The following is a 20,815-nucleotide window of genomic DNA, read 5'->3' as shown; positions in this document are numbered from 1 at the left end:
CGCGGTTCCTTACGAAGCTTGTGCAGTTGCCTTGGCGCGGCTGCTATGCCCCAGCGCGTCGGCGATCAAGGCCGCCTGCTCGGCGGCGTGGCGCTTGGCCAGCCCCGTCGCTGGCGAGGCGGAAGCAGCGCGTCCGGCGTAACGCGGGCGAAGCTTGCCGTGCCCGGCCTCGGCCAGGCATTCCTCAAGCAAGTCCTCGGCGAATTGCCAGGCGCCATTGTTCTTCGGCTCTTCCTGGGCCCACACCAGCTCTTCAAGCTTGGGCATCGCCTTCAGCCGCTTGACCAGCGGCTCCGACGGGAAGGGATAAAGCTGCTCGATGCGAATGATCTCGGTCGCGGTGTCGCCGGCCGTGTCGCGCGCCTCCATCAGCTCGAAGCTGAGTTTGCCCGAGCAAAGCACCGCCCTGCGCGTTTCCCCCGCCGCTGGCGGATTAAGGTCGCTGAGGATGCGGTGGAAATGGCCTTCGCCGATAAAGTCAGCCCGGGTCGACACTGCCAGCTTGTGCCGCAGCAGCGACTTGGGTGTCATCATGACCAAGGGCTTGCGGAAATCGCGCAGCATCTGCCGCCGGAGGATGTGGAAATATTGCGCGGGGGTGGTGCAGTTGGCGACCTGGATATTGTCCTCGGCGCAGAGTTGCAGGTAACGCTCCAGCCGCGCCGAACTATGTTCCGGCCCCTGACCCTCGAACCCGTGAGGCAACAGCATCACGAGGCCCGATGCGCGAAGCCACTTGGCTTCGCCGGCGGCAATGAACTGGTCCATGATCGTCTGAGCGCCATTGGCGAAGTCGCCGAACTGCGCCTCCCACAGCACCAGCGCGCGCGGGTCGGCTTGCGAATAGCCATATTCGAAACCGAGAACGCCAAATTCGCTCAAGGGGCTGTCGAGCACGTCGAATAGCGGCACGCCGGCGCTGTCGAGCTTGCTGCTCAGTGGGACGAACTTCTCACCGGTCGTCTGGTCGGTCCATACCGCATGGCGCTGACTGAAGGTGCCTCGGCCGCTGTCCTGCCCCGACAGGCGGACCCTAAAGCCTTCCTCGACAAGGCTGCCATAGGCCAGCGCCTCGCCGGTCGACCAGTCGATCCCCTGGCCGTCCTCAAGTGCCTTCTTCTTGGCCTCGAGGATGCGGCCCAGCGTCTTGTGGATCGTCAGTCCCTCGGGAACCGTCGTCAGCAGCTTCGACAGCCGGACATATTGCTCTTCGGGGATCGCGGTGTTGACGTTGCGACGGGCGTCGACCGGCTCGCCCGGAATGCCCAGCCCCTGCCAGCGTCCCTCGAACCAGTCGGCCTTGTTGGGGAGGTAACTGGTTCCCGCCTCGAACTCGGTCTCGAGATGCTGGACGAATCCGGCGGTCGTGTCGTCGATCCATTTCTGGTCGACCACGCCTTCGGCAATCAGCCGGGCGCCGTAAATCTGGCTGATCGGCGGCTGCTTCTTGATCGCCTCGTACATCAGCGGCTGGGTGAAGCTCGGCTCGTCGCCTTCATTGTGGCCGAAGCGGCGGTAGCACCACATGTCGATAACGATGTCGCGGTTGAATGCCTGGCGGAACTCGATCGCCATCTTGCAGGCGAAGGTCACAGCCTCGGGGTCGTCGCCGTTGACGTGGAAGATCGGCGCCTGGACCGCCTTGGCGACGTCCGACGGATAGGGCGAGGAACGCGCGAATTGTGGGCTGGTGGTGAAGCCGACCTGATTGTTGATGACGAAGTGGATCGTGCCGCCGGTCTCGTAACCCGGCAGGCCGGAGAAGCCGAAGCACTCGGCGACGATGCCCTGGCCGGCGAAGGCCGCGTCGCCGTGAAGCAACAGCGGCAGCACAGTATCGCCTTCGACGTCGCCCTTGCAGGTCTGGCTCGCGCGCGCCTTGCCCAGCACGACCGGGTCGACCGCTTCCAGGTGCGACGGGTTAGGCAGCAGCGACAGGTGGACCTTGTTGCCGTCGAACTCCCGGTCCGACGAAGTGCCGAGGTGATACTTCACGTCGCCCGATCCGCCGACGTCAGCAGGGTTGGTCGCGCCGCCCGCGAATTCATGGAAGATTGCGCGATAGGGCTTGCCCATCACGTTGGAGAGGACATTGAGGCGGCCGCGGTGGGCCATGCCGATGTCGATTTCCTCGACTCCGCTCGCGCCGCCATATTTGATCACTGCTTCCAGCGCGGGAATGGCGCTCTCGCCGCCGTCGAGCCCGAAGCGCTTGGTGCCGACATATTTCCTGGCGAGGAATTTTTCCCACTGCTCGCCGTGGATCACTTTCTCGAGGATCGAACGCTTGCCTTCGGGAGTGAAGCTGATCGCGGCGTTCTTGCCCTCCATCCTCTCCTGCAGGAAGCGGCGCTCCTCCAGGTCGTTGATGTGCATATATTCAAGGCCGACGGTGCCGCAGTAATTGGCCTGCAATACCGGCAGGATCTGGCGCATCGACGCCTGTTCGAAGCCGAGCGCGCCGCCCAGATAGACTTTCCGGTCGAGGTCGGCCTCGGTGAAGCCGTGATAGGCCGGGGTAAGGTCAGCCGGCAGTTCGCGCTGAACCAGGCCAAGCGGATCGAGGTTGGCGGCAAGGTGCCCGCGCACCCGATATGTGCGGATCAGCATCATCGCCCGAATGCTGTCGTCGGCGGCGCGGCGGATCGCCGCTTCGTCGGTTATGCCGGTCGCCGCGGCAGCGGCCTTGGCCTCAACGCCGACCTTCTCGATCGTCGCTTCGGTCGGATCGAGGCCGACGTTGACCTGATCGAGCTCGGCCACCGGCCAGTTCGGCCGCGCCCAGCTCGGGCCTTGCTCGCGTTCGATCGCCAGTCCCGTTAGCTCGTTCATTGTCCCTTCCCGCTCGCCTCAAGATCAGGCGTTCAGCAGTTCCTTCAAGGTCGTGCCCAGTTCAGATGGGCTCGGAGAGACGCGGATTCCAGCCGCCTCCATCGCCGCGATCTTCGATTCCGCGTCGCCCTTGCCACCTGACACGATCGCGCCGGCATGGCCCATGCGACGCCCCGGCGGCGCCGTGCGCCCGGCGATGAAGCCGACCATCGGCTTCTTGCGCCCCCGCTTCGCCTCGTCGGCGACGAATTGCGCTGCCTGCTCCTCTGCGTCGCCGCCGATCTCGCCGATCATGATGATCGACTTGGTTTCGTCGTCGGCCATGAACAGCTCGAGCACGTCGATGAAGTTGGTGCCGTTGACGGGGTCGCCGCCGATTCCGACCGCGGTGGTCTGGCCCAGGCCCTCGTTGGTCGTTTGGAACACCGCCTCATAGGTCAGCGTGCCGGAACGCGACACGACGCCGACGCTGCCCTTGGAGAAGATGTTGCCGGGCATGATCCCGATCTTGCATTCGCCCGGTGTCAGAACGCCCGGGCAATTCGGTCCGATCAGCCGCGACTTGGAGCCGCTGAGCGCGCGCTTGACCTTGACCATGTCGAGTACCGGAATGCCCTCGGTGATGGTCACGATCAGCGGGATTTCAGCGTCGATCGCTTCCAGGATCGAGTCCGCGGCGAAGGGCGGCGGAACATAGATGACGCTGGCGTCGGCCCCGGTCGCTTCCCTGGCTTCGGCGACCGTGTTGAACACCGGCAGGTCGAGGTGGCTCGTGCCGCCCTTACCTGGCGTAACGCCGCCGACCATCTGCGTGCCGTAAGCGAGAGCCTGTTGGGTATGGAACGTCCCGGTCTCGCCGGTCATTCCCTGGGTGATGACCCTGGTGCTCTTGTTGACGAGGATGCTCATGCCAGTGACTCGTCGATCGCCTTGCACGCCACCAGCAATTCCCTGACGGCATCGACGCTGACCTGGAAATTGCCCTTGGCTTCGTCGTCGAGGGCGATTTCGATCACTTCCTCGACGCCGCCCGCGCCGATCACCGTGGGAACGCCGACGTAAAGTCCATCAAGGCCATATTTGCCGTCGACATAAACCGCGCAGGGCAGGATGCGCTTCTGGTCGCCGAGATAGGCTTCGGCCATGGCGATCGCGCTGGTTGCCGGGGCGTAATAGGCGGATCCCGTCTTCAGCAGCGCGACGATCTCGCCGCCGCCGCCGCGGGTCCGCGCGACAATTTCGTCGATCCGCTCCTTCGACGACTTGCCCATCTTGACCAGGTCGTCGACCGGAATGCCTGAAATGGTGGTGTAGCTGGTGACCGGGACCATGGTGTCGCCATGACCGCCCAGCACGAAGGCATTTACGTCCTTGACGCTGACACCGAATTCCCAAGCGAGGAAGGTGGCGAAGCGTGCGGAATCCAGTACGCCGGCCATTCCGACGACCTTATGATGCGGAAGGCCCGAAAATTCGCGCAGCGCCCAGACCATCGCATCGAGCGGGTTGGTAATGCAGATGACGAAGGCGTTGGGGCAATGCTGCTTGATGCCCGCGCCGACCGCTTTCATCACGCTGAGGTTGATGCCGAGCAAATCGTCGCGGCTCATGCCCGGCTTGCGCGGCACGCCGGCGGTAACGATCACCACGTCGGCGCCAGCAAGATCGGCATAGTCGTTGGTGCCCGTGATACTGGCGTCAAAGCCTTCGATCGGCCCGCACTGCGACAGGTCCAGCGCCTTGCCTTGAGGAATGCCCTCCGCGATGTCGAACAGGACGATGTCGCCCATTTCCTTCTTCGCCGCGAGGTGGGCGAGCGTGCCGCCGATCATTCCCGCGCCGATCAGCGCAATCTTCTTGCGAGCCATGGAGGTTCCGGTCCCCTTGATAAGCATGTGAGGTCCGGGCCGCGAAAAGCGACCCGGGATTTGGCGCGCGCTCTAGACCGGGTCTCCGCGCGGGGCAACCTTTCGCGGATGCTCAAAAAGTGGAGGGTCAACTACTCCACTTCGATCAGGCTCAGGATATTGCCGTCCGGGTCCTTGAACCAGGCGGTCTTCATGCCTTCGCCCTCGAAAATGTCGCCGTTCGCCCCGGTTAGCGGCCGTGTCATGGATCATTCAGGCCATTTGGTGCATTATACCGGCCATGAAACATCTTCTGATCCTCGCGGGCGTCGCGGCGCTCGCCACCGCCACCCCGGCTTTCGCCAAGCCGGATCATGCCAAGGGCAACAAGGGCCACTCGCAAGGCTATGTCGAGCATGGCCACAATGGCTATGGCACGGGCGGGTGCCCGCCTGGACTCGCCAAGAAGAACAATGGCTGCCTGCCGCCGGGCCAGGCCAAGAAGCTGTACAATCGTGGGCAGCATTGGCCCGGCAACTACGGCTATTCCTGGAACTACAACCAGATTCCGTATGACGTGCGCAACCGCTACCACTTCGATGACGACCACCGCTATTATTATGGCGACGGCTACATCTACCAAGTCGATCCCGCGACCATGCTGATTTCGCAGGTGGTCAGCGCGATCATCCGTTAGCGGCAGTAGCCGGCTCGCCACGCCCCCGGCATGGCGGCGAGCTCCTACTTCGTCAGGTCGCGGATGACGCTCTCCCAGTGGAGCACGTCGTCATACATCGCCCGCACCGGAATCCGCTCATCGAGGCCGTGGGCTCGCTCGTCATCGGGTGAGATGCCCCAGCTTCCGTCGATGTCGTAGACCGGAATGCCCTTGGCGCGGAAGAAGCTGCCGTCGCTCGCCCCGGTCGACATCATTGGATAGACGTGCATCGCCGGTCCGTGGAGCCGCAGGATCGAGGCGGTGACCGCCTTCAGCACGTCCGGCCGAAGCGCCGAAGCCGGCGTCGGCACCCCGACGTAATTTGGGTCAGGCTTCACCTCGACCTTGGGACCGGCCAGTTGCTGCAGCTCTGCCTGGACCTCGCTCGGCTGCACCCCTGGCATGATCCGGCAGTTGACGGTCGCCTTGGCGCTTTGCGGCAGGGCATTGTCGGCATGCCCTCCCTCCAGCATCGTCGCGACGCAGCGAGTACGGGTCAGCCCGACCTCCAGCGGATTGGCCTCAATCACATCGGCGGCGGCCCCGTCGTTGGGATCGGCCAGCCAGCGCCGCATCGCCTGGCCCAGCGGACTGTCGCCCTCCTGCCTCGCCCGCTCTTCGAAATAGCCGTGGTTGGCAGGGTTTTGCATTGGCGCGAAACGGTGGTCGCGCAGCTTCTCCAGCGCATCGGCCAGCTCATAGATGGCATTTTCAGGCCGCGGCCGCGAGCTATGACCTCCGGGATTATGGGTGGTGAAGAAATAGGTCTGGAAGGTCTTTTCGGCGACCGAAATGCCGCATCCCAATGGGCGGAAGTCCCGGTCGAAGGAACCGCAACCGCCATCGGCGTTGAGCCCAAACTCGGCCTCGGTCAGGTTGCGCCACTGCGACGCTCCGAGCGTCGCGCCCGCGCCCATCGTTTCCTCGTCGCCGCTGTAGAACAGGATGATATCGCGGTTGGGCTTGTAGCCCGCCGCCTTGAGCTTCAGCACGGCCATGGTCGTCGCGACAATGCCATGCTTCATGTCCGACGCGCCGCGGCCGAGGAAATATCCGCCCTCTTCCCGGAATACGAAGGGGTCGAAGCTCCAGTCCGCCCGCTTGGCCTCGACCACGTCCATATGGCCGAGGATCAGCATCGGCTTCTGGGTTGGCTTGGCCGCGCGCCAGCGAACGATCAGCGCCGCCGTCTTGTCGCCCGGAACGCCTTCGTAAGGCATGATGTGGATGTCGCTTTCGGGAAAGCCTGCCGCACGGAACTGGTCGGCCATCACCGCCGCCATGCGCGGCACTTCGCCCCGCTTTTGGACGGTCGGAATCTCGATCACCTGCTTAAACAGGGCGCGGGTCTTCGCCTGCCACGCCGGATCGAGCTTTGACTGCACCGTCCTGGGGTCGGTGGCCGCGACGGCGGCGGTGGTCGAAGCGGCGGCAAGCAACAGGGCGGTGATGGCACGCATTTTAATTTCCTTCTTGAATTACTTGCCCGCCAAGTCGCGAAGCATCAGCTGCCAATGGACAACATTGTCGTAAAGGGATTCGACCGGAAGGCGTTCGTCCTTGCCGTGAGCCCGAAAATCGACAGGGACAACCACCCATCCGCCGTTAGTCCCGTAAATTGGAATTCCGGCGACGCGGAAAGGTCGGCCGTCGGTCGCGCCGGTCGACATTTCGGGAAATACCGGCATGCCGGGATGCAGTGCCCGAACGGCACTGGTGTAAGCGTTCGTCACGTCGGGCCGGAGCGGCGACGACAATGAGGCAACCTGCTCGTCATTGCGCGTCACCACGACGTCGGGATTGGCGACGATCTTCTCCAGCTCACCCTTGACGAAATTGGGGTCGACCCCGGGAAAGATGCGGCAATTGACCATCGCCGTGGCCAGCTGCGGCAAAGCATTGTCGGCATGGCCGGCGAACAGCCGAGTTGGGATGCACCGGGTGCGCGTGAGGCCGACTTCGCTTTCGCTGGCTTCGATGAAATCGGCTGCTTCATGGTCGTCATTGTTAGCAAGCCAGCGACGCATGGCATCGCCCAGCGGGCCCTTCTCCTGCTTCTGCCGGCCCTCGAAATAGGCTCGCGTTGTCTCGCCCATCCTTGGCTGGAAGCGGTAGGCCTCCAACTTCTCGAGCGCATGCATCAGGTCGTAGATGGCATTGTCCTTGCGCGGCTTGGAAGAATGGCCGCCGCGATTGCGAACGGTCAGCGTATAGCCCGCATAGGTTTTTTCGGCGCTTTGCATGGTGAATCCGGCGGGCGATCCGTCGGGATTGACCCCGCCGCCGCCGCCATCGGCATTGAGGCCGTATTCGGGGTGGCCGATCAGGTCGAGCCACTCGGTCGCGCCCTTCCTGGCGCCGATGCCGTTAGTTTCCTCGTCGCCGGTAAAGAAGGCGACGATATCGCGCTTCGGCTTGAAACCGGCCGCCTTCAAATTGATCAGTGCCTGGGTGATCCCGACAATCCCGTCCTTCATGTCGATCGTGCCCCGGCCATAATAATAGCCGTCGCGTTCGGTCATGACGAACGGGTCGGTGGTTGAATCTTCGACCTTCGCTTCGACCACATCCATATGGCCCATCAGCATGATCGGCTTGGCCTTGGGATTGCCGGCGGCCCGCCAGCGAACGATCAATGCCGCGGTCTCATCTGCCCCCGTGCTGGCGCTTTCGGTGTGATAGGTCATCACATGGATGTCGGCCTCCGGGAATCCCGCTGCCTTGAACTGGTCGGCCAGATAGTGCGCCATTTCCGGTACCTTGTGGCGACCTATAACGGTTGGCGTGTTGACGACATGCTCGAACATGTTGTGGGTCGCAGCGCGCTGGCCCGGTGTCAGGCTGGGCTTGGCCGGCGCGGCCAACGCAGGCATCGAAACTGCGGCGAGCAAGATGGCGGAAACGAAACGCATGAGCGACTCCCCCTGATTGATTGTGCGCAACGCTAGGTTTTGTTTCGGTACCGTCAATCCTCGTGGAGCCCGTGGCCCTCCCCGAGATAGCCCGCGCTCTGCATTTCCTCGAGCCGGCTCACCGTTCTGTCGAATTCGAACCGGCCGTCGCCCGCCGGATACAGGTTTTCGGGCTCGGCATCGGCAGCGGCGAGCAGCTTCACGCGGTGCTCGTATAAGGCGTCGATCAGCGTCACAAAGCGCGCCGCCTCGTTGCGCATCTCGCGGCCCATCACCGGAATGCCGACAATGATCACCGTGTGGAACCGGCGGGCGATCGCGAGATAGTCGGCCGCTCCCCGCGCTTCGCCGCACAGCCGCTTGAACGAGAAGACCGCAACGCCCTTCAAGCTCTTCGGCACATGCAGCGTCCGCCCGCCGCCAACGTCCAGCTCCTCGGTCGGAACCTTGGCACGGTCCTCGACCGGATAGTCGGTCATCTGGAAGAAGGCCCGGCTGAGCATGGCGGTTGCCTCTGGCCCGTTGGGAACCAGCCAGGTGTCGAGCCCCTGCATACGATCGAGCCGATAATCGGTCGGCCCGTTTAGCGGCAGGACCTCCATCCGCCGATCGATGAGGTCGATGAAGGGCAGGAACAGCTCGCGGTTGAGCCCGTCCTTGTAAAGATCGCCCGGCGGCCGGTTGGATGTGGTGACGATTGCCACGCCCTCGTCGATCAGCGCGGTGAACAGCCGCGACATGATCATCGCATCGGCGCTGTTGGTGACCATCATCTCGTCGAAGGCAAGGAACCTGACCTCTTCGGCGATCTGCTCGGCGACGCGGATCACTGGATCGCCTTCTTCGCTCCTGCGCGCGTCGCGCAGCCGTGCATGGACTTCCAGCATGAAGGCGTGAAAGTGAGTGCGTCGCTTGGGCTCGACGGCGATATTGTCGAACGCCAGGTCCATCAGCATCGATTTGCCGCGCCCGACCCCGCCCCACAGATAGACGCCGCAGCGCCGCTCCTTCTTGCCGAACAGCCGCCCGAGAAAGCCGCCATTGTCCCGTAAGGCCTCGGCGAAACGGTCGAGCGCCTGGACCGCCCTGGCCTGGTCCTCGTCGGGTTTCAGCTCACCCGCCGCGACCAGCGCGGCATAGGCCCTACCGACGGACTTGATCGTCATCGGCCGCCGGGGCGTTGGGCCTGGTGACCCGTTTCAGAGTGCCGGTGAAGGCGTAACAGATCTCGCCCTCCTGCTCGCAGTGCCCTTCGAAGAACACCAGCCCGCCCCTGGTCTGCTTGAGCAGGCGCACATGGCTGTCGAGCGGCACTCCGACCCGTCCGCGCGCGACGAACCGTGTATGGCAATCGAGCGTCACATAATGGCCCTCGTGCATGCCCGCGCAGCGCCCACCGGCAAACAGGCTCATGTCGATGAAGCTCATCACCGCGCCGCCGTGGATCGACCCGCCCATATTCTGGTGGCTTGCATCGGGGAACATGCGGGTCATCGCCCGCCCTTCGCCGTCTGGCCTGAACAGCAGTCGCCCGGTCTGCGCGGCGAAGGAACCGCGCGGGAAATCGCCCCAGCTGTACCAGCCGGGATTGTCGGGATCCTCGCGAGCGCCGTTGGGCAGTCGCGCCGATTGGTCGCTCAAGCCGCGCGCTCCGCGATCAGCTTCTTGGTTTCAGCGATCGCCTTGGCCGGGTTCAGCCCCTTGGGGCAGACGTTGGCGCAATTCATGATGGTGTGGCAGCGATACAGCCGGAACGGGTCCTCAAGCTGGTCCAATCGCTCGCCGGTGGCCTCGTCGCGGCTGTCGCTGAGCCAGCGATAGGCCTGCAGCAGGATTGCCGGACCCAGGAACTTGTCAGCGTTCCACCAATAGCTTGGGCAGCTGGTCGAACAGCAGGCGCAGAGAATACACTCGTACAGCCCGTCCAGCTTGTTGCGGTCGTCGGGCGACTGCAGCCGCTCCTTGCCCGACGGCTCCGGACTCGAGCTCTTCAGCCATGGCTGGATCGAGGCATATTGGGCGTAGAAGTGGGTCATGTCGGGGACCAGGTCCTTGACCACTTCCATATGCGGCAGCGGCGTGATCTGGACCTCGCCCGAAATATCCTCGATCGCAGTAGTGCAGGCCAGGCCGTTCTTTCCGCCCATGTTCATCGCGCACGACCCGCAAATCCCCTCGCGGCACGACCGGCGGAAGGTCAGCGTCGGGTCGATCTCATTCTTGATCTTGATGATCGCGTCGAGAACCATCGGCCCGCATTTGTCGAGATCGATGGTGTAACGGTCGTAGCGCGGGTTCTGCCCACTGTCGGGATCGTAGCGGTAGACTTTGAACTTCTTCAGCCGCTTGCCCTCATCGGCCTTATGCTCGCGGCCCTTCTTGATCTTGCTGTTCTTGGGCAGGGTGAATTCGGCCACCTGGCGTCCTCGCATGAAACGGGTTTCAATGGGCCGCTAGCATCTCGGGAGCGCCGACCGCAAGCAAAGAGGAAAAGCGGGAAATATGGCTCGACGCGAAATTCACGGAGCCCAGAAATGGTAAAGCCCGCCGGTTTGACCCGGCAGGCTTCCCATGTTTCAGATCCGAAGATCCGAACCACGAGTCCAAGCTAGCGGCCTCGCCCGACTCCGCAAGCCCTTTTTTCATTCGAATCGGAGCTGACCCGAGATTCCTGTGGATAACTTTTGGGCGGATCGCTCCGTCAGCAGGCGAAACGATTGGCACGGGCGTCCTTAACATGCGTTAAGACTGAGGGGTGTGCATGAGGAGAAGGTGTGGCCCAGACCCCGCAGATTGTCGCCATCGGCCTCCTCACCCAGCATGAACTCGACTTGCTGGGCCGGGGATTCGATCGGGCTTTCCCGCTAGACGAGGAACTGGTGTTTGAAGATTTGTTGCGTGCGATCGATGAGGCTGAGGAGGCGCTGCAGTCTCGGCACGACGAACACGCGCCTCATGGCCGCTAGGCGGCTTGCCTGATGACCTTCACCAGGTCGGACCGAATTTTGCGGCCCATCAGATGGGCGTCGACGCTTGGATAGCCTTCCTTCCGCAACTGCGCCCTAATCTCTTCGACGTTGGCCAATTGCTGCGCCAGTTGAAACGCGCGCTCGATGATGCCTGCAGGGACGTGCATCGTCATTGCGCCGCGGCCAGCATGCCGTTCTTTGCCTCGGCGATCCTTGCGGCATAGCCCTCGGCCAGTTTGCGATGCGCCAATCGCGAGCAGTCGCAGGCGGCACTCGCCTCCATGTGCAGCGAAACAAAATAGCGCTGGTAGAGATAATTGAGGTCCATAATTGGCTCCGTTCAGGTAAGCGGGAGCGCAATTTCGTCTCTCAGTCGCGCAATGCCTACAAAGGATTAGCCAGCGATTATTCTGCCCTACCACATGGCCCCGACTATACCTAATGAGCAGCTTATTTTTGCCCGTGGCTTATATTCCGGTGGAATTTCGTCTATGGGACCTTTGCTACCAGTCGCAAATTGACGGTCTTTGGCGCTTTGCGGCTCCTCTTTCCTTCTATCTCGCTACTCTTAGCATCCGGGAACCGACATCCGGTCTCCCCCACAGAAGGAATATTGAAATGCCGATCGGCACCGTAAAATTTTTCAACGAATCCAAAGGCTATGGATTTATCCAGCCTGACAATGGTGAAACCGACGCGTTCGTCCACATCACCGCGGTAGAGCGCGCCGGCCTGCAAACGCTGCGCCAGGACCAGCGCCTGTCTTTTGACATGGAACAGGATCGGCGCGGCAAGATGAGCGCCGTCAACCTGAAGCTCGAAGACCAAGCTGCGTCGCAGGGCGAGTAAGCTCCGGCATGGCAATCTCCAACATGCTGAAGTTCTACCTCGATCGGGCGGAACAGGCGCGTGAAGATGCCGAGGCGGCAACGTTGTCCAATGTGGCGAACCGTTGCCGCCGCTCGGAAGCGGCCTGGACGTTATTGGCCGAACGAGCCGCACTAGCCGAAAGAAACAGGGAAAAACTGGCCCTGGAAAAGGCAACCGCGTCACCGGCCTGAGTCCTGAGTTCGTCCGGAATTGCCCAAATTGCAGCGTTTTTGCGCGAAAAGCGTTTTGAACCCGGTGGCCCCCAGCCGCCGCTTGCGAGCGCGCGCAGCGTAAGCGCTCAAATTGCCCCGGGCGGACGCTTACCCTCCTTTGCGTCCGCCCCAGTTTTCTACCGGGAGCGCCCGACTTCCGCCGCTATCTCGTCGAAACGATCCACAAGGGCGCAGAGGATGTTGGGATCCCGCGTTTCGACAAGTACCTCATGATTATGCCGGTAGGACCGCTGGTTGTAATTGAAGCTGCCGAACCAGGCATTTCGCGACCCGCCTTCATCGACGATCAAAAACTTGGAGTGCAGTGGCAGGCTGTCCGGGCGGGCGTAGCGCCTTGCGATCACCCCCGCGGCCGCCAGCTCGGCGACAACCTCCTCCGGGACGCGTCGCTCCGTATCGTGCAACAGCAACTCGATCGACACGCCGCGCTTTGCCCCCGCGGCCAGCTGCTCCGCCAGCCGGCCATGTTTGAGGTGGGAGATCGCCCCCCGCACCCGATCGCCTCGGCCAAGACTTTTGAGCTGATGATCGATGAGCCCCGGCCACAAGCGCGGGTATGTCCATACGGTCGATGCACCGAGCCGGATCGGGCGGTTCTGCAGGGGATCGAACCGGGCGAACCGGCCGCCGATCTGCCGTACCCGCTTGCCAAGCGCCAGAAATGCCCGGTTGCCCTCGAACGCAACCAGCAGGTTATGGCCGCGGTCCTGGTCACCGATCGAGGCCAAGATTCCCTCATCCTCAGGCTCGTCGCCGGACGGGTTGAAAGATCCGATCAATGCCGTCGGGACCGGATGGGAAAAGCAATAGATTTTGCTGTGCCAATAACCGTAGCGTCTCTCCGGCCATCGATGCGGCGGCCGGTGGATCTTTAGCCCGCCGCCGAGGCCGTGTTGCTCAAGCATGGCGATGACGGCCTCATTGACCTCAGGGAAGCGGGGATCGCCTTCGATGCGAAGCGTCACCATGACACCGCGATCGCTGGCTTCGATCAGCGATTGGGCCAGCGCGCGATCTCGGAAATAATAGGTGGACCAGGCAATCTTTCCGCCCGCCGGCACCGCTTCCACGCGCTCCTGAAGATCGTTCCTGAGCAGTCGCGGCGGCTCTCCCGGCCCGCCGAAGAGGACCCTCGGTGAACGGTCAGGCACGACGGCCAAGAAACTTGGAGATCCGGCGCGCCACCTTCTCTCCGATCGACCGCCTGGCGAGCGAGCGAAACAATGCTTCGAGCTCGCCCCGTCGCGCCGGTTCAAAATAGTCTGATGCCAGGTCGAACAGGCGCGCTGCCATGTCGGGCTTGGCATAGATCAGAAGCAACAGCATGGCCTTGAGCGAAGCCGTCTCGGCTTCGTTCGCACTCATCGCTGCCAGCCTGCCAAGCAGCCGGTCCTCGCGGATGAAGAAGATGCCGTCGGCATAAGCGACGCGGCCGCTCTTCTGATCGCCGCCCATGCCCGGGCTGACGACGTTCGATCGGTTCTTCGCCCGATATCGCTTGGGCCGGTGCAGTTCGATCAGGTCGAAGCCTCTCGCCGCCATATAGGGCAGCACATCTTCCGCCAGGGCCTGGTCATGATAGCGCGGGAGGAAGGACAGTTCGACTTCGGCCAGAAGGACCGTTTCCGCCAAGGCCTGCTCGGCACCGTCAAGGATCGTGAGCTCGCTGCCCTGCGTGTCGACCTTGATCGCGTCGACCAACCTGCCGTCCTTGGCGCAAATCCGGTCCAGTGTGTCGACGGCCATCTCTAGATGATCGACAATTTCGACATCTTCGCCCTTCTTGCGGAAACCCGCCAGCAGTGCGGCATTTGGCGTCAGGGTTGACGACATGTTGGCCAGCGCGGTGATGTTCAGTGTTGCCCGGCCTGGCGCCGCGCCGAGCGCTGTCGGATAGATGGTGTCTTGACCCTCCCGGCGGACTGCACCGCCTTCGCGCGGTTCGAACAGCATCGCTTCGATCCACGGCCGTACGGCACGCCAGCGGCCCTGTAACCCGCCAGCCGAGCCGACGTCGGCGACGGTCAGCCGAAAATCGGCAGGCAGGGCATTGGTAAAGGCAACTAGCGCCATGAGCAGCGCTTAGGGTCGAACGCGCGGCGATTGCAAATGGCGTTTTCACCGCCTACGCAACCGCCGCATTTTCAAAGGCATGTTGATGGTCGATGTCATCTCTGTCGGCGCCAATCCGACGTCCATCTGGGGAATGACCAACCGGGAAAGGACGCGGCGAATTTCGCGCACCATCCTGGCGCCTTCGGCCAAGCCTGGCACGGAGGGGCTGATCCTCGCCAACGACGACTATATCGTCGACCCATTGCTGCTGGCCTATGCGCAGGAGCAACCGCCGATGCTGCTGGTCCGCGACGGCATCCCGATACTCGCCAAACTTGCCGACCCGGCCCAACGCGAGCCGGTCGAGACCGCGATGCGGGGAGAGCCGATGCCGGCCGATCTCTCGATCCAGCGGGTCGCTATCGACGACCGATTCACGCTCTATAACCGAGGCCTGCGCAAGCGCGTCCACCCGACAGTGATGCGGCTCGATCCGTCGACCGTTAGAGCGGTCGAGCGCGAAACCTATTTCGGCGCCTACAAGGGCGTCACCGACCTGCTCACCAAATATCTCTGGCCGGAATGGGCGCTGGTTCTGACCCGTATCGCCGCGTCGCTCGGGATGCCGCCCAACCTGGTCACTGCCATCGGTCTTGCGAACTGCATCGCTGCCACCCTCTGCTTCTGGTTTGGCAGCTACTGGCTCGGAATGGCTTTCGCGCTCGTTTTCATGGTGCTCGACACCGTCGACGGAAAGCTTGCCCGCTGCACCATCACGTCGACCAAGGCCGGCAGCCGGTTCGACCATCGGATCGACCTGATCCATCCACCGTTCTGGTGGGCGGCTTGGGTATATGGCCTAATCAGCTGGAATCTAGCGCTTTCCCGCCCAGTACTGACTCTCACCTTGACGGCGCTTGTGCTGGGCTACGTCGTCGACAGGCTCATCGAGCGCGGGTTCATCAAGCGCCACGGATTCCACGTTCATGTCTGGCATCGGCTGGACTCGGACTTCCGGCTGATCGGAGCCCGGCGCAACCCGAACATGGTGATCCTGTTCGTCGCCATGCTGTTCAGCCGGCCCGACATCGGTATCGTCGCCGTAGCGACCTGGACGATGCTGTCACTGGCGTTCCACGCCGTCCGGCTGGCCCAGGCCGAGCTGCGGCGGTCCAAAGGCGTCGAGATTCGTTCCTGGCTTAGCTAACCGCCTTCAGCACCTCGGCCGCATGGTTCGGCACTTTGACCTTGCGCCAGGCCTTGGCCACCCGCCCATCCTTGCCGATCAAAAAAGTCGATCGCTCCATCCCCATATATTTGCGGCCGTACATCGACTTTTCGACCCACGTGCCGAAGGCATCGCTGATCGCTCCGTCCTCGTCCGAGGCGAGCGGCACCTTCAGCTCATATTTGGCGATGAACTTGTCGTGCTTCTTCATCGGGTCGCGCGACAGGCCAACCACCTGCACCCCGGCTTTGGCGAAATTGCCGGCCAGTGAGGTGAAATCCTGGGCTTCGCGAGTGCAGCCCGACGTGTCGTCCTTGGGATAGAAGTAAAGCACTAGCGGACGGCCGGGCGATGACAGGTCGAGCTCGGTCCCGTCGGACAGCTTGGTCTTCAGTGCCGGAACCTTGTCGCCTTCATTGATCATGAATCACTCCCTTTGACTGCCGCCCAGCGCGCAGCGACCCTCTGCCGCGCCACGTCGACCGCCGCAAGCAGGGATGCCCAATCCTCAAATCCACACAGCGAGGCCACCAGCGTTCGCGACTGTTCAGCCGGTTCCATCGCCTTGGTGCCAACCAGCCGCAGGACCACCAGCAAGCGCGACAGCAGCCTGAGGTCGGGGTCCGCGCCCGCATCGACCCGTCCTGCCTGCACCAGCGCCTCGAGCGCCACCTCAAGCCGCGGGTCGAGCCCGACATGGGTGGTGAGCTGAAGCGTGTGGACCGCAAATTCCAAATCGACCAGGCCGCCCTCGCCTAACTTGATGTCGAGCGCGCCGGCCGGAGGCTTGTGCCGCGCCATTTCCTCACGCATCGCGACCGCATCCGCGCGGACCTTCACCGGGTCGGCCGGCGCTCTCAGTATATCGCAGATCCGTTTCCTGACGTTTGCCTTGATTTCCTCGGATCCGGTCAGAGGCCGGGCACGGCACAACGCCATATGCTCCCAGGTCCAGGCCTCATGACGCTGGTAATGGTCGAACGCCGCCATGCTGACCGCCAGCATGCCCTGCGCGCCCTGCGGACGAAGACGCGTATCGACATCATACAGAGGCCCGGCGGCGGTCGGGGTGCCCAGCGCCGCGCCAATGCGGCTGGCCAGGCGATTATAATAGTCGGTTGCCGGAAGCGCCTTGGCTCCGTCCGACTGGGCGCCGTCGGGCGCATCGAACAAATAGATGAGGTCGAGGTCGCTGGCATGGGTCAAAGCGCGCCCGCCGAGCCGGCCTAGGCCGAGAACCACCAGTTCCCCGCCGGGCACGCGGCCATGAGTCTTTTCAAACTCCTGAGTTACGACTTCCGACAGGGCGACGATCGCCGCTTCGGCGAGGTCGCTATAGCCTTCGGCGATGACGATCGGGTCGCGATGCGCTGCCAGCAATTGCACGCCAAGCGCGAAGCGCCGTTCGCCGACCATCCGGCGGATGCGGTCGAGCGCCAGGTCGAAAGGTTCGTCACGAACCGCCTTGAGGAACCGATCGGCGAGGGCCCCGGCATCGGGCGGCGGCGCAAAACTGGATTCATCGATCAGCCCGTCGAGCAGGGTTGGCCGCCGGCCGAGTTGCTCGGCCAATGGCGGTGCATGGGTAAGGATCAGCGCTAACAGGTCGGCCAGCTTCGGCCGCGCCCCGAGCAGCCGATATAAATTCACGCCGCTTGATAATTTGTCGATGATATCGCCGAACCGGTTGAGCGCGCTGATCGGGTCGGGGCCCGCAGCGACCGCCTTCATCAGTGTCGGAAGCATCGACTCGAACGCCGACAGGGCCGCCGGAGATCGCAGCGACCGCGCTCGGCCCGACCGCCAGTCACTTACCCGCCGGAACGCCTCATCGACCTCCTTGAAGCCCATTTCGCCTAGCTCGCGGCGAAGGATATCGGGGTCGTTGGATAAGCGCTCCTCCCGGTCGGACACCAGGCCGTCGAACTGGACGCCGACCGCCTCGACCCGCGGCGCCAGCATCGCCAGCAATTCCTCGGCGCCGCCCCTACCGTCCAATTGTGCCACGGCCTCGAGTGCAGCAGGATCGCTTGGCAGGCGATGTTCCTGCCGATCTTCGATCATCTGGACGCGATGCTCGACGGTACGGAGGGCGCGATAGGCATCCGCGAGCGCTCCGGCCACATCCGCTTCCAGCCGCCCGGATTTGGAAAGCACGTCCAATGCGTCGAGCGTCGCCGGCGCACGCAGCTCTGGCTCGCGACCGCCATGAATAAGCTGCTGTACCTGCGTGAAAAACTCCGCCTCGCGAATCCCGCCCCGCCCGCGCTTCAGATCGAACCCGGGACCGAATGCCTGTCCCTGAGCATAGTGATCGCGGATCCTGAGCGAGATGTCGCGGATCTCCTGAATCGCGCCAAAATCCAGCGCCCGGCGCCAGATGAATGGCTTGATCTCCCCCAGAAATTGTTGGCCGAGCCGAATATCGCCGGCTGCCGCCCGGGCACGAATAAAGGCCGCCCTTTCCCACGGCAGGGCCGAGCTTTCATAATAGCTGATCGCGGCATCGACCGGCAGTGCAATGGGCGTGACTTCTGGCGACGGCCTCAGGCGCATGTCAACGCGGGCGACATAGCCGTCATGGGTCCGCTGCTGCATCAGCTCGATGAACCGCCGGCCATAGCGCACCGCCGCCTCGCCAGGCTCGTCCCGCGGCCGCCGCGGCAGGGTCTCCGGGTCGAACAGCATGACCAGGTCGACATCCGACGAATAGTTGAGTTCGCGGCTGCCAAGCTTGCCCAGCGCCAGGATGGCGAGCCCGCGCGGCTCGTCCTCCGGCATCCGTTCCAGCATTGCCGTACGCAGCGCTTCGTCCATTGCCGCATCGGCGAAATCGGACAGCTTGGCCGTGACCCATTCAAGCGGTTGTTCGCCGCTGAGGTCGGCCAATGCCACTGCCAACGCCAATGCGTGCCGCCGCCGCCGCAGTCGCTCGCCGACGGTTTCGCCCGGCATCTCCAGCGCCTTGGCGACAGCCGCATCGCTGCCTTCTGCCGCGAAGCCGCTGACGAGATCCGGGAAAGCGGCCATTGCGGAGCGCAAGAACGGCGCATGGTTTTCCGCCCGCTTCAGGGCGTCGCTTCGGTTCGCCGCAATTTGTGTCACCACCATGCGACAGTTCTTGGCCGATTTCGACGAGTCGCGAAACCGCTGGGCGATTCAAGCATTTGACATACATATGAATGTCGAACGTCCCATTGCGACGAGGGCAAATGGTTCGAAGAGCTATAGTGCGATCTGGACCGAAATGACCCCGACACAGGCCGCCCTGGCGGCAGCGCTTAGGCGCGTCTTCGAGCCGGAGGCGGACGAGACTGCCCGCAAGTTCGAAGAATTGCTTGCCAAGCTCCGGTGACGATCAGCCGCGATCGCGGCTAAGCTCGTCGACCTCGTTCATAATCTCCTGAAGCGCCGATTTGTCGGGGTCGGTCTTGTGCTGCCGGCGAGACGGCAATTTGCCACCACTAAGCAGCGCCTCCAGCGCCACCCGCCCGCGCGCAACCCGGCTTTTGATCGTGCCGACCGCGCAGCCGCAGATGTCGGCGGCCTCCTCATAGGCGAACCCGCCCGCCCCAACCAGGATCAGCGCCTCGCGCTGCGGTTGCGGCAAGTGCAGCAGCGCGCGCTGCATGTCGCCAAGCTCGACATGCTTGTCCTGGCTGGCCGGGGCCGCGAGAATCTTGGCGGCGGTGATGTCATCCCATTCGCCCTTGAATCGGGCGCGGCGCATCTGGCTCAGGAAGAGGTTGCGAAGGATGATGAAGGTCCAGGCGCGCATGTTGGTCCCCGCCTGGAATCGCTTTCGGGCCGCCCACGCCTTGAGAAGCGTCTCCTGCACCAAATCGTCGGCCAAATCGCGGCTTCCCGATAGCGACCGGCCAAATGCCCTGAGGTGCGGGATGACCTGGCCCAACTGTTCCTTGAACTCGTCATCCGGCAGCGGCACCGGCTCGGGGCGTTCGGCTTCCAATTCTTGATCGTCGTCGTCGCTCACAGAATTCCGCCCCGTCTGGACCTCGGCGGCTTTGTCCGAACCCGCCTCATCATAAGCATCGTTGTTACACATAAATGTAGATGTCACCGCGCGATGAACAATATCAGCGCGAATATCGCGATGACGAGCAGCAAGCTCACGCCAAGCACCACGCGCGTCACGTGGGGCGTTGTTCCGGCCCGTGCTTCGGTGGTCGTCAGATGTTCCGGCGAACCGTTGGTCATGTGTACCCCTGTCAGGAAATCGTTTCAGCCGTAACGACGCAGCGCCACGGCCTGTTCCCTGACGATTTCAGGGAGACCTCCGGTTTGCCCTGAAATCAGGCGGCGGGGACCGTCGCTGCGTCGAAAAAAAGCGCCTGGCTGATCGCTGCCTTGACGGTCGACCGCTGGAACGGCTTGGTGATGAGAAACGTCGGCTCGGGCCGGGTTCCGGTCAGCAGCCGTTCCGGGAAGGCGGTGATGAAAATTACCGGCACCGAAAATTCCGACAAAATATCCTTCACCGCGTCGATGCCGCTGCTGTCGTCGGCAAGCTGAATGTCGGCCAGCACCAGACCCGGCGGTGCCTTGCGTGCCTGGACGATCGCTTCGTCGCGGGTCACGGCCACGCCGGTAACGTTGTGACCGAGGTCACGAACGATCGATTCAATATCCATCGCGATGATCGGCTCATCCTCGATGATCAGCACATCCGCGTGGGTCTGGCGCTCAATCTCGGCCATCGCCTCGGCGACCAGGCTGTCGACGTCGTTGGAAGATGCATCGATGAGATAGCCGGCATCCTCCCGCGAGAAACCTTCCAGGCTGGTCAACAGCAGTGCCTGGCGCGACAAAGGGGTGATCCGCGACAGCCGCGCCTGGGCGATGCCCTCGGCGCCGCCGAGCTCGAACGAAGGCTCCTCGCCCTCCTCGACATTGGCGGTCGACCAGATGGCATGGAAGGTGCGGTAGAGTCCCAACCTGGGATCGACATCGCGCGGAAATTCATCGGGTTTGGCGACGATGGTTTCCAGCGCCGCGCGAACGAACGCATCGCCATGCTGCTGACTGCCGGTTAGGGCGCGCGCATAGCGGCGGAGAAATGGAAGATGCGGAGCGAGTTCCTGGCCCAGCGACATAAATGGTGACTCCCCTTGATCCTTCGATCGTTTCGCG

The 20,815-nt window shown here is 63.1% G+C and carries 24 protein-coding genes; 6 read left to right on the top strand and 18 right to left on the bottom strand.

Features of this window, described 5'->3' with window-relative positions; translation table 11 throughout:
• Positions 1 to 9 precede the first annotated feature (9 nt).
• The 4 genes from LZ518_RS00465 to LZ518_RS13585 all read right to left on the bottom strand — a co-directional run bounded on the left by LZ518_RS00465 (position 10) and on the right by LZ518_RS13585 (position 4,945).
• Complete coding sequence (locus LZ518_RS00465; RefSeq protein ID WP_249914100.1) at positions 10 to 2,832, bottom strand: 2-oxoglutarate dehydrogenase E1 component; 2,823 nt, start codon at positions 2,830 to 2,832, stop codon at positions 10 to 12.
• Positions 2,833 to 2,856: 24 nt separating this feature from the next.
• The gene (gene sucD / locus LZ518_RS00460; protein WP_249914099.1) at positions 2,857 to 3,741 is read right to left on the bottom strand and encodes a succinate--CoA ligase subunit alpha; all 885 of its coding nucleotides are present in this window, start codon (positions 3,739 to 3,741) and stop codon (positions 2,857 to 2,859) included.
• The gene (mdh, locus tag LZ518_RS00455; protein WP_249914098.1) at positions 3,738 to 4,700 is read right to left on the bottom strand and encodes a malate dehydrogenase; all 963 of its coding nucleotides are present in this window, start codon (positions 4,698 to 4,700) and stop codon (positions 3,738 to 3,740) included. The genes sucD and mdh overlap by 4 nt, the downstream gene beginning before the upstream one ends.
• 131 nt (positions 4,701 to 4,831) lie before the next feature.
• The gene (locus LZ518_RS13585) at positions 4,832 to 4,945 is read right to left on the bottom strand and encodes a VOC family protein (RefSeq protein WP_431358200.1); all 114 of its coding nucleotides are present in this window, start codon (positions 4,943 to 4,945) and stop codon (positions 4,832 to 4,834) included.
• Positions 4,946 to 4,980: 35 nt separating this feature from the next.
• Between LZ518_RS13585 and LZ518_RS00450 the strand changes: the two genes are divergently transcribed.
• A complete protein-coding gene (locus tag LZ518_RS00450) occupies positions 4,981 to 5,376 on the top strand; it encodes a hypothetical protein (protein WP_249914097.1) in 396 nt (131 codons plus the stop codon).
• 44 nt (positions 5,377 to 5,420) lie between these two features.
• Here LZ518_RS00450 and LZ518_RS00445 read toward each other — a convergent pair whose 3' ends face one another.
• From LZ518_RS00445 to LZ518_RS00425, 5 genes are read right to left on the bottom strand one after another with little or no spacing between them, the layout of a single operon-like run.
• Positions 5,421 to 6,857: a M20/M25/M40 family metallo-hydrolase gene (locus tag LZ518_RS00445; RefSeq protein ID WP_249914096.1), complete on the bottom strand. Its 1,437-nt coding sequence runs from the start codon at positions 6,855 to 6,857 to the stop codon at positions 5,421 to 5,423.
• Between the two features lie 18 nt (positions 6,858 to 6,875).
• Positions 6,876 to 8,309: a M20/M25/M40 family metallo-hydrolase gene (locus LZ518_RS00440; RefSeq protein WP_249914095.1), complete on the bottom strand. Its 1,434-nt coding sequence runs from the start codon at positions 8,307 to 8,309 to the stop codon at positions 6,876 to 6,878.
• Between the two features lie 53 nt (positions 8,310 to 8,362).
• Positions 8,363 to 9,469 carry a cell division protein ZapE gene (gene zapE / locus LZ518_RS00435; protein WP_431358226.1) on the bottom strand — a complete coding sequence of 369 codons (1,107 nt, stop codon included), beginning with the start codon at positions 9,467 to 9,469 and terminating at the stop codon, positions 8,363 to 8,365.
• The gene (locus tag LZ518_RS00430; RefSeq protein WP_249914093.1) at positions 9,453 to 9,950 is read right to left on the bottom strand and encodes a PaaI family thioesterase; all 498 of its coding nucleotides are present in this window, start codon (positions 9,948 to 9,950) and stop codon (positions 9,453 to 9,455) included. The genes zapE and LZ518_RS00430 overlap by 17 nt, the downstream gene beginning before the upstream one ends.
• Positions 9,947 to 10,726 (bottom strand): succinate dehydrogenase iron-sulfur subunit, encoded by a 780-nt coding sequence (locus LZ518_RS00425; protein WP_249914092.1) that lies wholly within the window; start codon positions 10,724 to 10,726, stop codon positions 9,947 to 9,949. Before LZ518_RS00425 ends, LZ518_RS00430 begins: the two co-directional genes overlap by 4 nt.
• 357 nt (positions 10,727 to 11,083) lie before the next feature.
• Here LZ518_RS00425 and LZ518_RS00420 point away from each other — a divergent pair, with 357 nt between their 5' ends.
• Positions 11,084 to 11,275, top strand: a complete 192-nt coding sequence (locus tag LZ518_RS00420) for a hypothetical protein (protein WP_249914091.1) — start codon at positions 11,084 to 11,086, stop codon at positions 11,273 to 11,275.
• On the opposite strand, the gene LZ518_RS00415 is transcribed toward LZ518_RS00420, so the two are convergent.
• Complete coding sequence (locus tag LZ518_RS00415; protein ID WP_249914090.1) at positions 11,272 to 11,451, bottom strand: hypothetical protein; 180 nt, start codon at positions 11,449 to 11,451, stop codon at positions 11,272 to 11,274. The two genes, LZ518_RS00420 and LZ518_RS00415, sit on opposite strands and share 4 nt — an antisense overlap.
• Positions 11,448 to 11,606, bottom strand: a complete 159-nt coding sequence (locus LZ518_RS00410; RefSeq protein ID WP_249914089.1) for a hypothetical protein — start codon at positions 11,604 to 11,606, stop codon at positions 11,448 to 11,450. Before LZ518_RS00410 ends, LZ518_RS00415 begins: the two co-directional genes overlap by 4 nt.
• 290 nt (positions 11,607 to 11,896) lie before the next feature.
• Here LZ518_RS00410 and LZ518_RS00405 point away from each other — a divergent pair, with 290 nt between their 5' ends.
• Both LZ518_RS00405 and LZ518_RS00400 read left to right on the top strand, forming a co-directional pair.
• Positions 11,897 to 12,127, top strand: a complete 231-nt coding sequence (locus tag LZ518_RS00405) for a cold-shock protein (RefSeq protein WP_249914088.1) — start codon at positions 11,897 to 11,899, stop codon at positions 12,125 to 12,127.
• Positions 12,128 to 12,150: 23 nt separating this feature from the next.
• Positions 12,151 to 12,339: a hypothetical protein gene (locus tag LZ518_RS00400; RefSeq protein ID WP_249914087.1), complete on the top strand. Its 189-nt coding sequence runs from the start codon at positions 12,151 to 12,153 to the stop codon at positions 12,337 to 12,339.
• A 158-nt stretch (positions 12,340 to 12,497) separates the two neighbouring features.
• On the opposite strand, the gene LZ518_RS00395 is transcribed toward LZ518_RS00400, so the two are convergent.
• The gene (locus LZ518_RS00395; protein WP_249914086.1) at positions 12,498 to 13,532 is read right to left on the bottom strand and encodes a phospholipase D-like domain-containing protein; all 1,035 of its coding nucleotides are present in this window, start codon (positions 13,530 to 13,532) and stop codon (positions 12,498 to 12,500) included.
• Positions 13,525 to 14,454: an FkbM family methyltransferase gene (locus LZ518_RS00390; protein WP_249914085.1), complete on the bottom strand. Its 930-nt coding sequence runs from the start codon at positions 14,452 to 14,454 to the stop codon at positions 13,525 to 13,527. The genes LZ518_RS00395 and LZ518_RS00390 overlap by 8 nt, the downstream gene beginning before the upstream one ends.
• A gap of 79 nt (positions 14,455 to 14,533) precedes the next feature.
• Between LZ518_RS00390 and LZ518_RS00385 the strand changes: the two genes are divergently transcribed.
• Positions 14,534 to 15,643, top strand: a complete 1,110-nt coding sequence (locus LZ518_RS00385; protein ID WP_249914084.1) for a CDP-alcohol phosphatidyltransferase family protein — start codon at positions 14,534 to 14,536, stop codon at positions 15,641 to 15,643.
• Here the strand turns inward: LZ518_RS00385 and LZ518_RS00380 are convergent.
• A complete protein-coding gene (locus LZ518_RS00380) occupies positions 15,636 to 16,088 on the bottom strand; it encodes a peroxiredoxin (RefSeq protein WP_249914083.1) in 453 nt (150 codons plus the stop codon). The genes LZ518_RS00385 and LZ518_RS00380 overlap by 8 nt on opposite strands.
• Positions 16,085 to 18,775, bottom strand: a complete 2,691-nt coding sequence (locus LZ518_RS00375; RefSeq protein WP_283938137.1) for a bifunctional [glutamine synthetase] adenylyltransferase/[glutamine synthetase]-adenylyl-L-tyrosine phosphorylase — start codon at positions 18,773 to 18,775, stop codon at positions 16,085 to 16,087. Before LZ518_RS00375 ends, LZ518_RS00380 begins: the two co-directional genes overlap by 4 nt.
• 67 nt (positions 18,776 to 18,842) lie before the next feature.
• On the opposite strand from LZ518_RS00375, the gene LZ518_RS00370 reads away from it, so the two are divergent.
• Positions 18,843 to 19,019 (top strand): hypothetical protein, encoded by a 177-nt coding sequence (locus tag LZ518_RS00370; RefSeq protein ID WP_249914081.1) that lies wholly within the window; start codon positions 18,843 to 18,845, stop codon positions 19,017 to 19,019.
• Between the two features lie 3 nt (positions 19,020 to 19,022).
• Here the strand turns inward: LZ518_RS00370 and LZ518_RS00365 are convergent, their stop codons facing one another.
• From LZ518_RS00365 to LZ518_RS00355, 3 genes are all read right to left on the bottom strand, one after another.
• Entirely contained in the window at positions 19,023 to 19,730 is a 708-nt protein-coding gene (locus LZ518_RS00365) for a sigma-70 family RNA polymerase sigma factor (RefSeq protein WP_249914080.1), read from the bottom strand.
• A gap of 11 nt (positions 19,731 to 19,741) precedes the next feature.
• The gene (locus LZ518_RS00360; protein WP_249914079.1) at positions 19,742 to 19,882 is read right to left on the bottom strand and encodes a hypothetical protein; all 141 of its coding nucleotides are present in this window, start codon (positions 19,880 to 19,882) and stop codon (positions 19,742 to 19,744) included.
• A gap of 95 nt (positions 19,883 to 19,977) precedes the next feature.
• Entirely contained in the window at positions 19,978 to 20,778 is an 801-nt protein-coding gene (locus LZ518_RS00355) for a response regulator (RefSeq protein WP_249914078.1), read from the bottom strand.
• Between the last annotated feature and the right edge of the window lie 37 nt (positions 20,779 to 20,815).

It is taken from the genome of Sphingomonas brevis (genome assembly GCF_023516505.1).
Taxonomy (GTDB): domain Bacteria; phylum Pseudomonadota; class Alphaproteobacteria; order Sphingomonadales; family Sphingomonadaceae; genus Sphingomicrobium; species Sphingomicrobium breve.
The sequence above is the reverse complement of the archived record's forward strand: the minus strand, read 5'-3'. Positions and strand labels throughout refer to the sequence as shown.

What these genes read in the sequence shown, in the direction of transcription:
- LZ518_RS00380 (WP_249914083.1), bottom strand. Translation starts at nt 16,088, where the DNA reads ATGATCAATGAAGGCGACAAGGTTCCGGCACTGAAGACCAAGCTGTCC.
- LZ518_RS00370 (WP_249914081.1), top strand. Translation starts at nt 18,843, where the DNA reads ATGAATGTCGAACGTCCCATTGCGACGAGGGCAAATGGTTCGAAGAGC.
- LZ518_RS00390 (WP_249914085.1), bottom strand. Translation starts at nt 14,454, where the DNA reads ATGGCGCTAGTTGCCTTTACCAATGCCCTGCCTGCCGATTTTCGGCTG.
- LZ518_RS00445 (WP_249914096.1), bottom strand. Translation starts at nt 6,857, where the DNA reads ATGCGTGCCATCACCGCCCTGTTGCTTGCCGCCGCTTCGACCACCGCC.
- LZ518_RS00415 (WP_249914090.1), bottom strand. Translation starts at nt 11,451, where the DNA reads ATGACGATGCACGTCCCTGCAGGCATCATCGAGCGCGCGTTTCAACTG.
- LZ518_RS00450 (WP_249914097.1), top strand. Translation starts at nt 4,981, where the DNA reads ATGAAACATCTTCTGATCCTCGCGGGCGTCGCGGCGCTCGCCACCGCC.
- mdh (WP_249914098.1), bottom strand. Translation starts at nt 4,700, where the DNA reads ATGGCTCGCAAGAAGATTGCGCTGATCGGCGCGGGAATGATCGGCGGC.
- LZ518_RS00360 (WP_249914079.1), bottom strand. Translation starts at nt 19,882, where the DNA reads ATGACCAACGGTTCGCCGGAACATCTGACGACCACCGAAGCACGGGCC.
- LZ518_RS00355 (WP_249914078.1), bottom strand. Translation starts at nt 20,778, where the DNA reads ATGTCGCTGGGCCAGGAACTCGCTCCGCATCTTCCATTTCTCCGCCGC.
- sucD (WP_249914099.1), bottom strand. Translation starts at nt 3,741, where the DNA reads ATGAGCATCCTCGTCAACAAGAGCACCAGGGTCATCACCCAGGGAATG.
- LZ518_RS00410 (WP_249914089.1), bottom strand. Translation starts at nt 11,606, where the DNA reads ATGGACCTCAATTATCTCTACCAGCGCTATTTTGTTTCGCTGCACATG.
- LZ518_RS00385 (WP_249914084.1), top strand. Translation starts at nt 14,534, where the DNA reads ATGTTGATGGTCGATGTCATCTCTGTCGGCGCCAATCCGACGTCCATC.
- LZ518_RS00400 (WP_249914087.1), top strand. Translation starts at nt 12,151, where the DNA reads ATGCTGAAGTTCTACCTCGATCGGGCGGAACAGGCGCGTGAAGATGCC.
- LZ518_RS13585 (WP_431358200.1), bottom strand. Translation starts at nt 4,945, where the DNA reads ATGACACGGCCGCTAACCGGGGCGAACGGCGACATTTTCGAGGGCGAA.
- LZ518_RS00405 (WP_249914088.1), top strand. Translation starts at nt 11,897, where the DNA reads ATGCCGATCGGCACCGTAAAATTTTTCAACGAATCCAAAGGCTATGGA.
- LZ518_RS00465 (WP_249914100.1), bottom strand. Translation starts at nt 2,832, where the DNA reads ATGAACGAGCTAACGGGACTGGCGATCGAACGCGAGCAAGGCCCGAGC.
- LZ518_RS00365 (WP_249914080.1), bottom strand. Translation starts at nt 19,730, where the DNA reads ATGTGTAACAACGATGCTTATGATGAGGCGGGTTCGGACAAAGCCGCC.
- LZ518_RS00375 (WP_283938137.1), bottom strand. Translation starts at nt 18,775, where the DNA reads ATGGTGGTGACACAAATTGCGGCGAACCGAAGCGACGCCCTGAAGCGG.
- LZ518_RS00440 (WP_249914095.1), bottom strand. Translation starts at nt 8,309, where the DNA reads ATGCGTTTCGTTTCCGCCATCTTGCTCGCCGCAGTTTCGATGCCTGCG.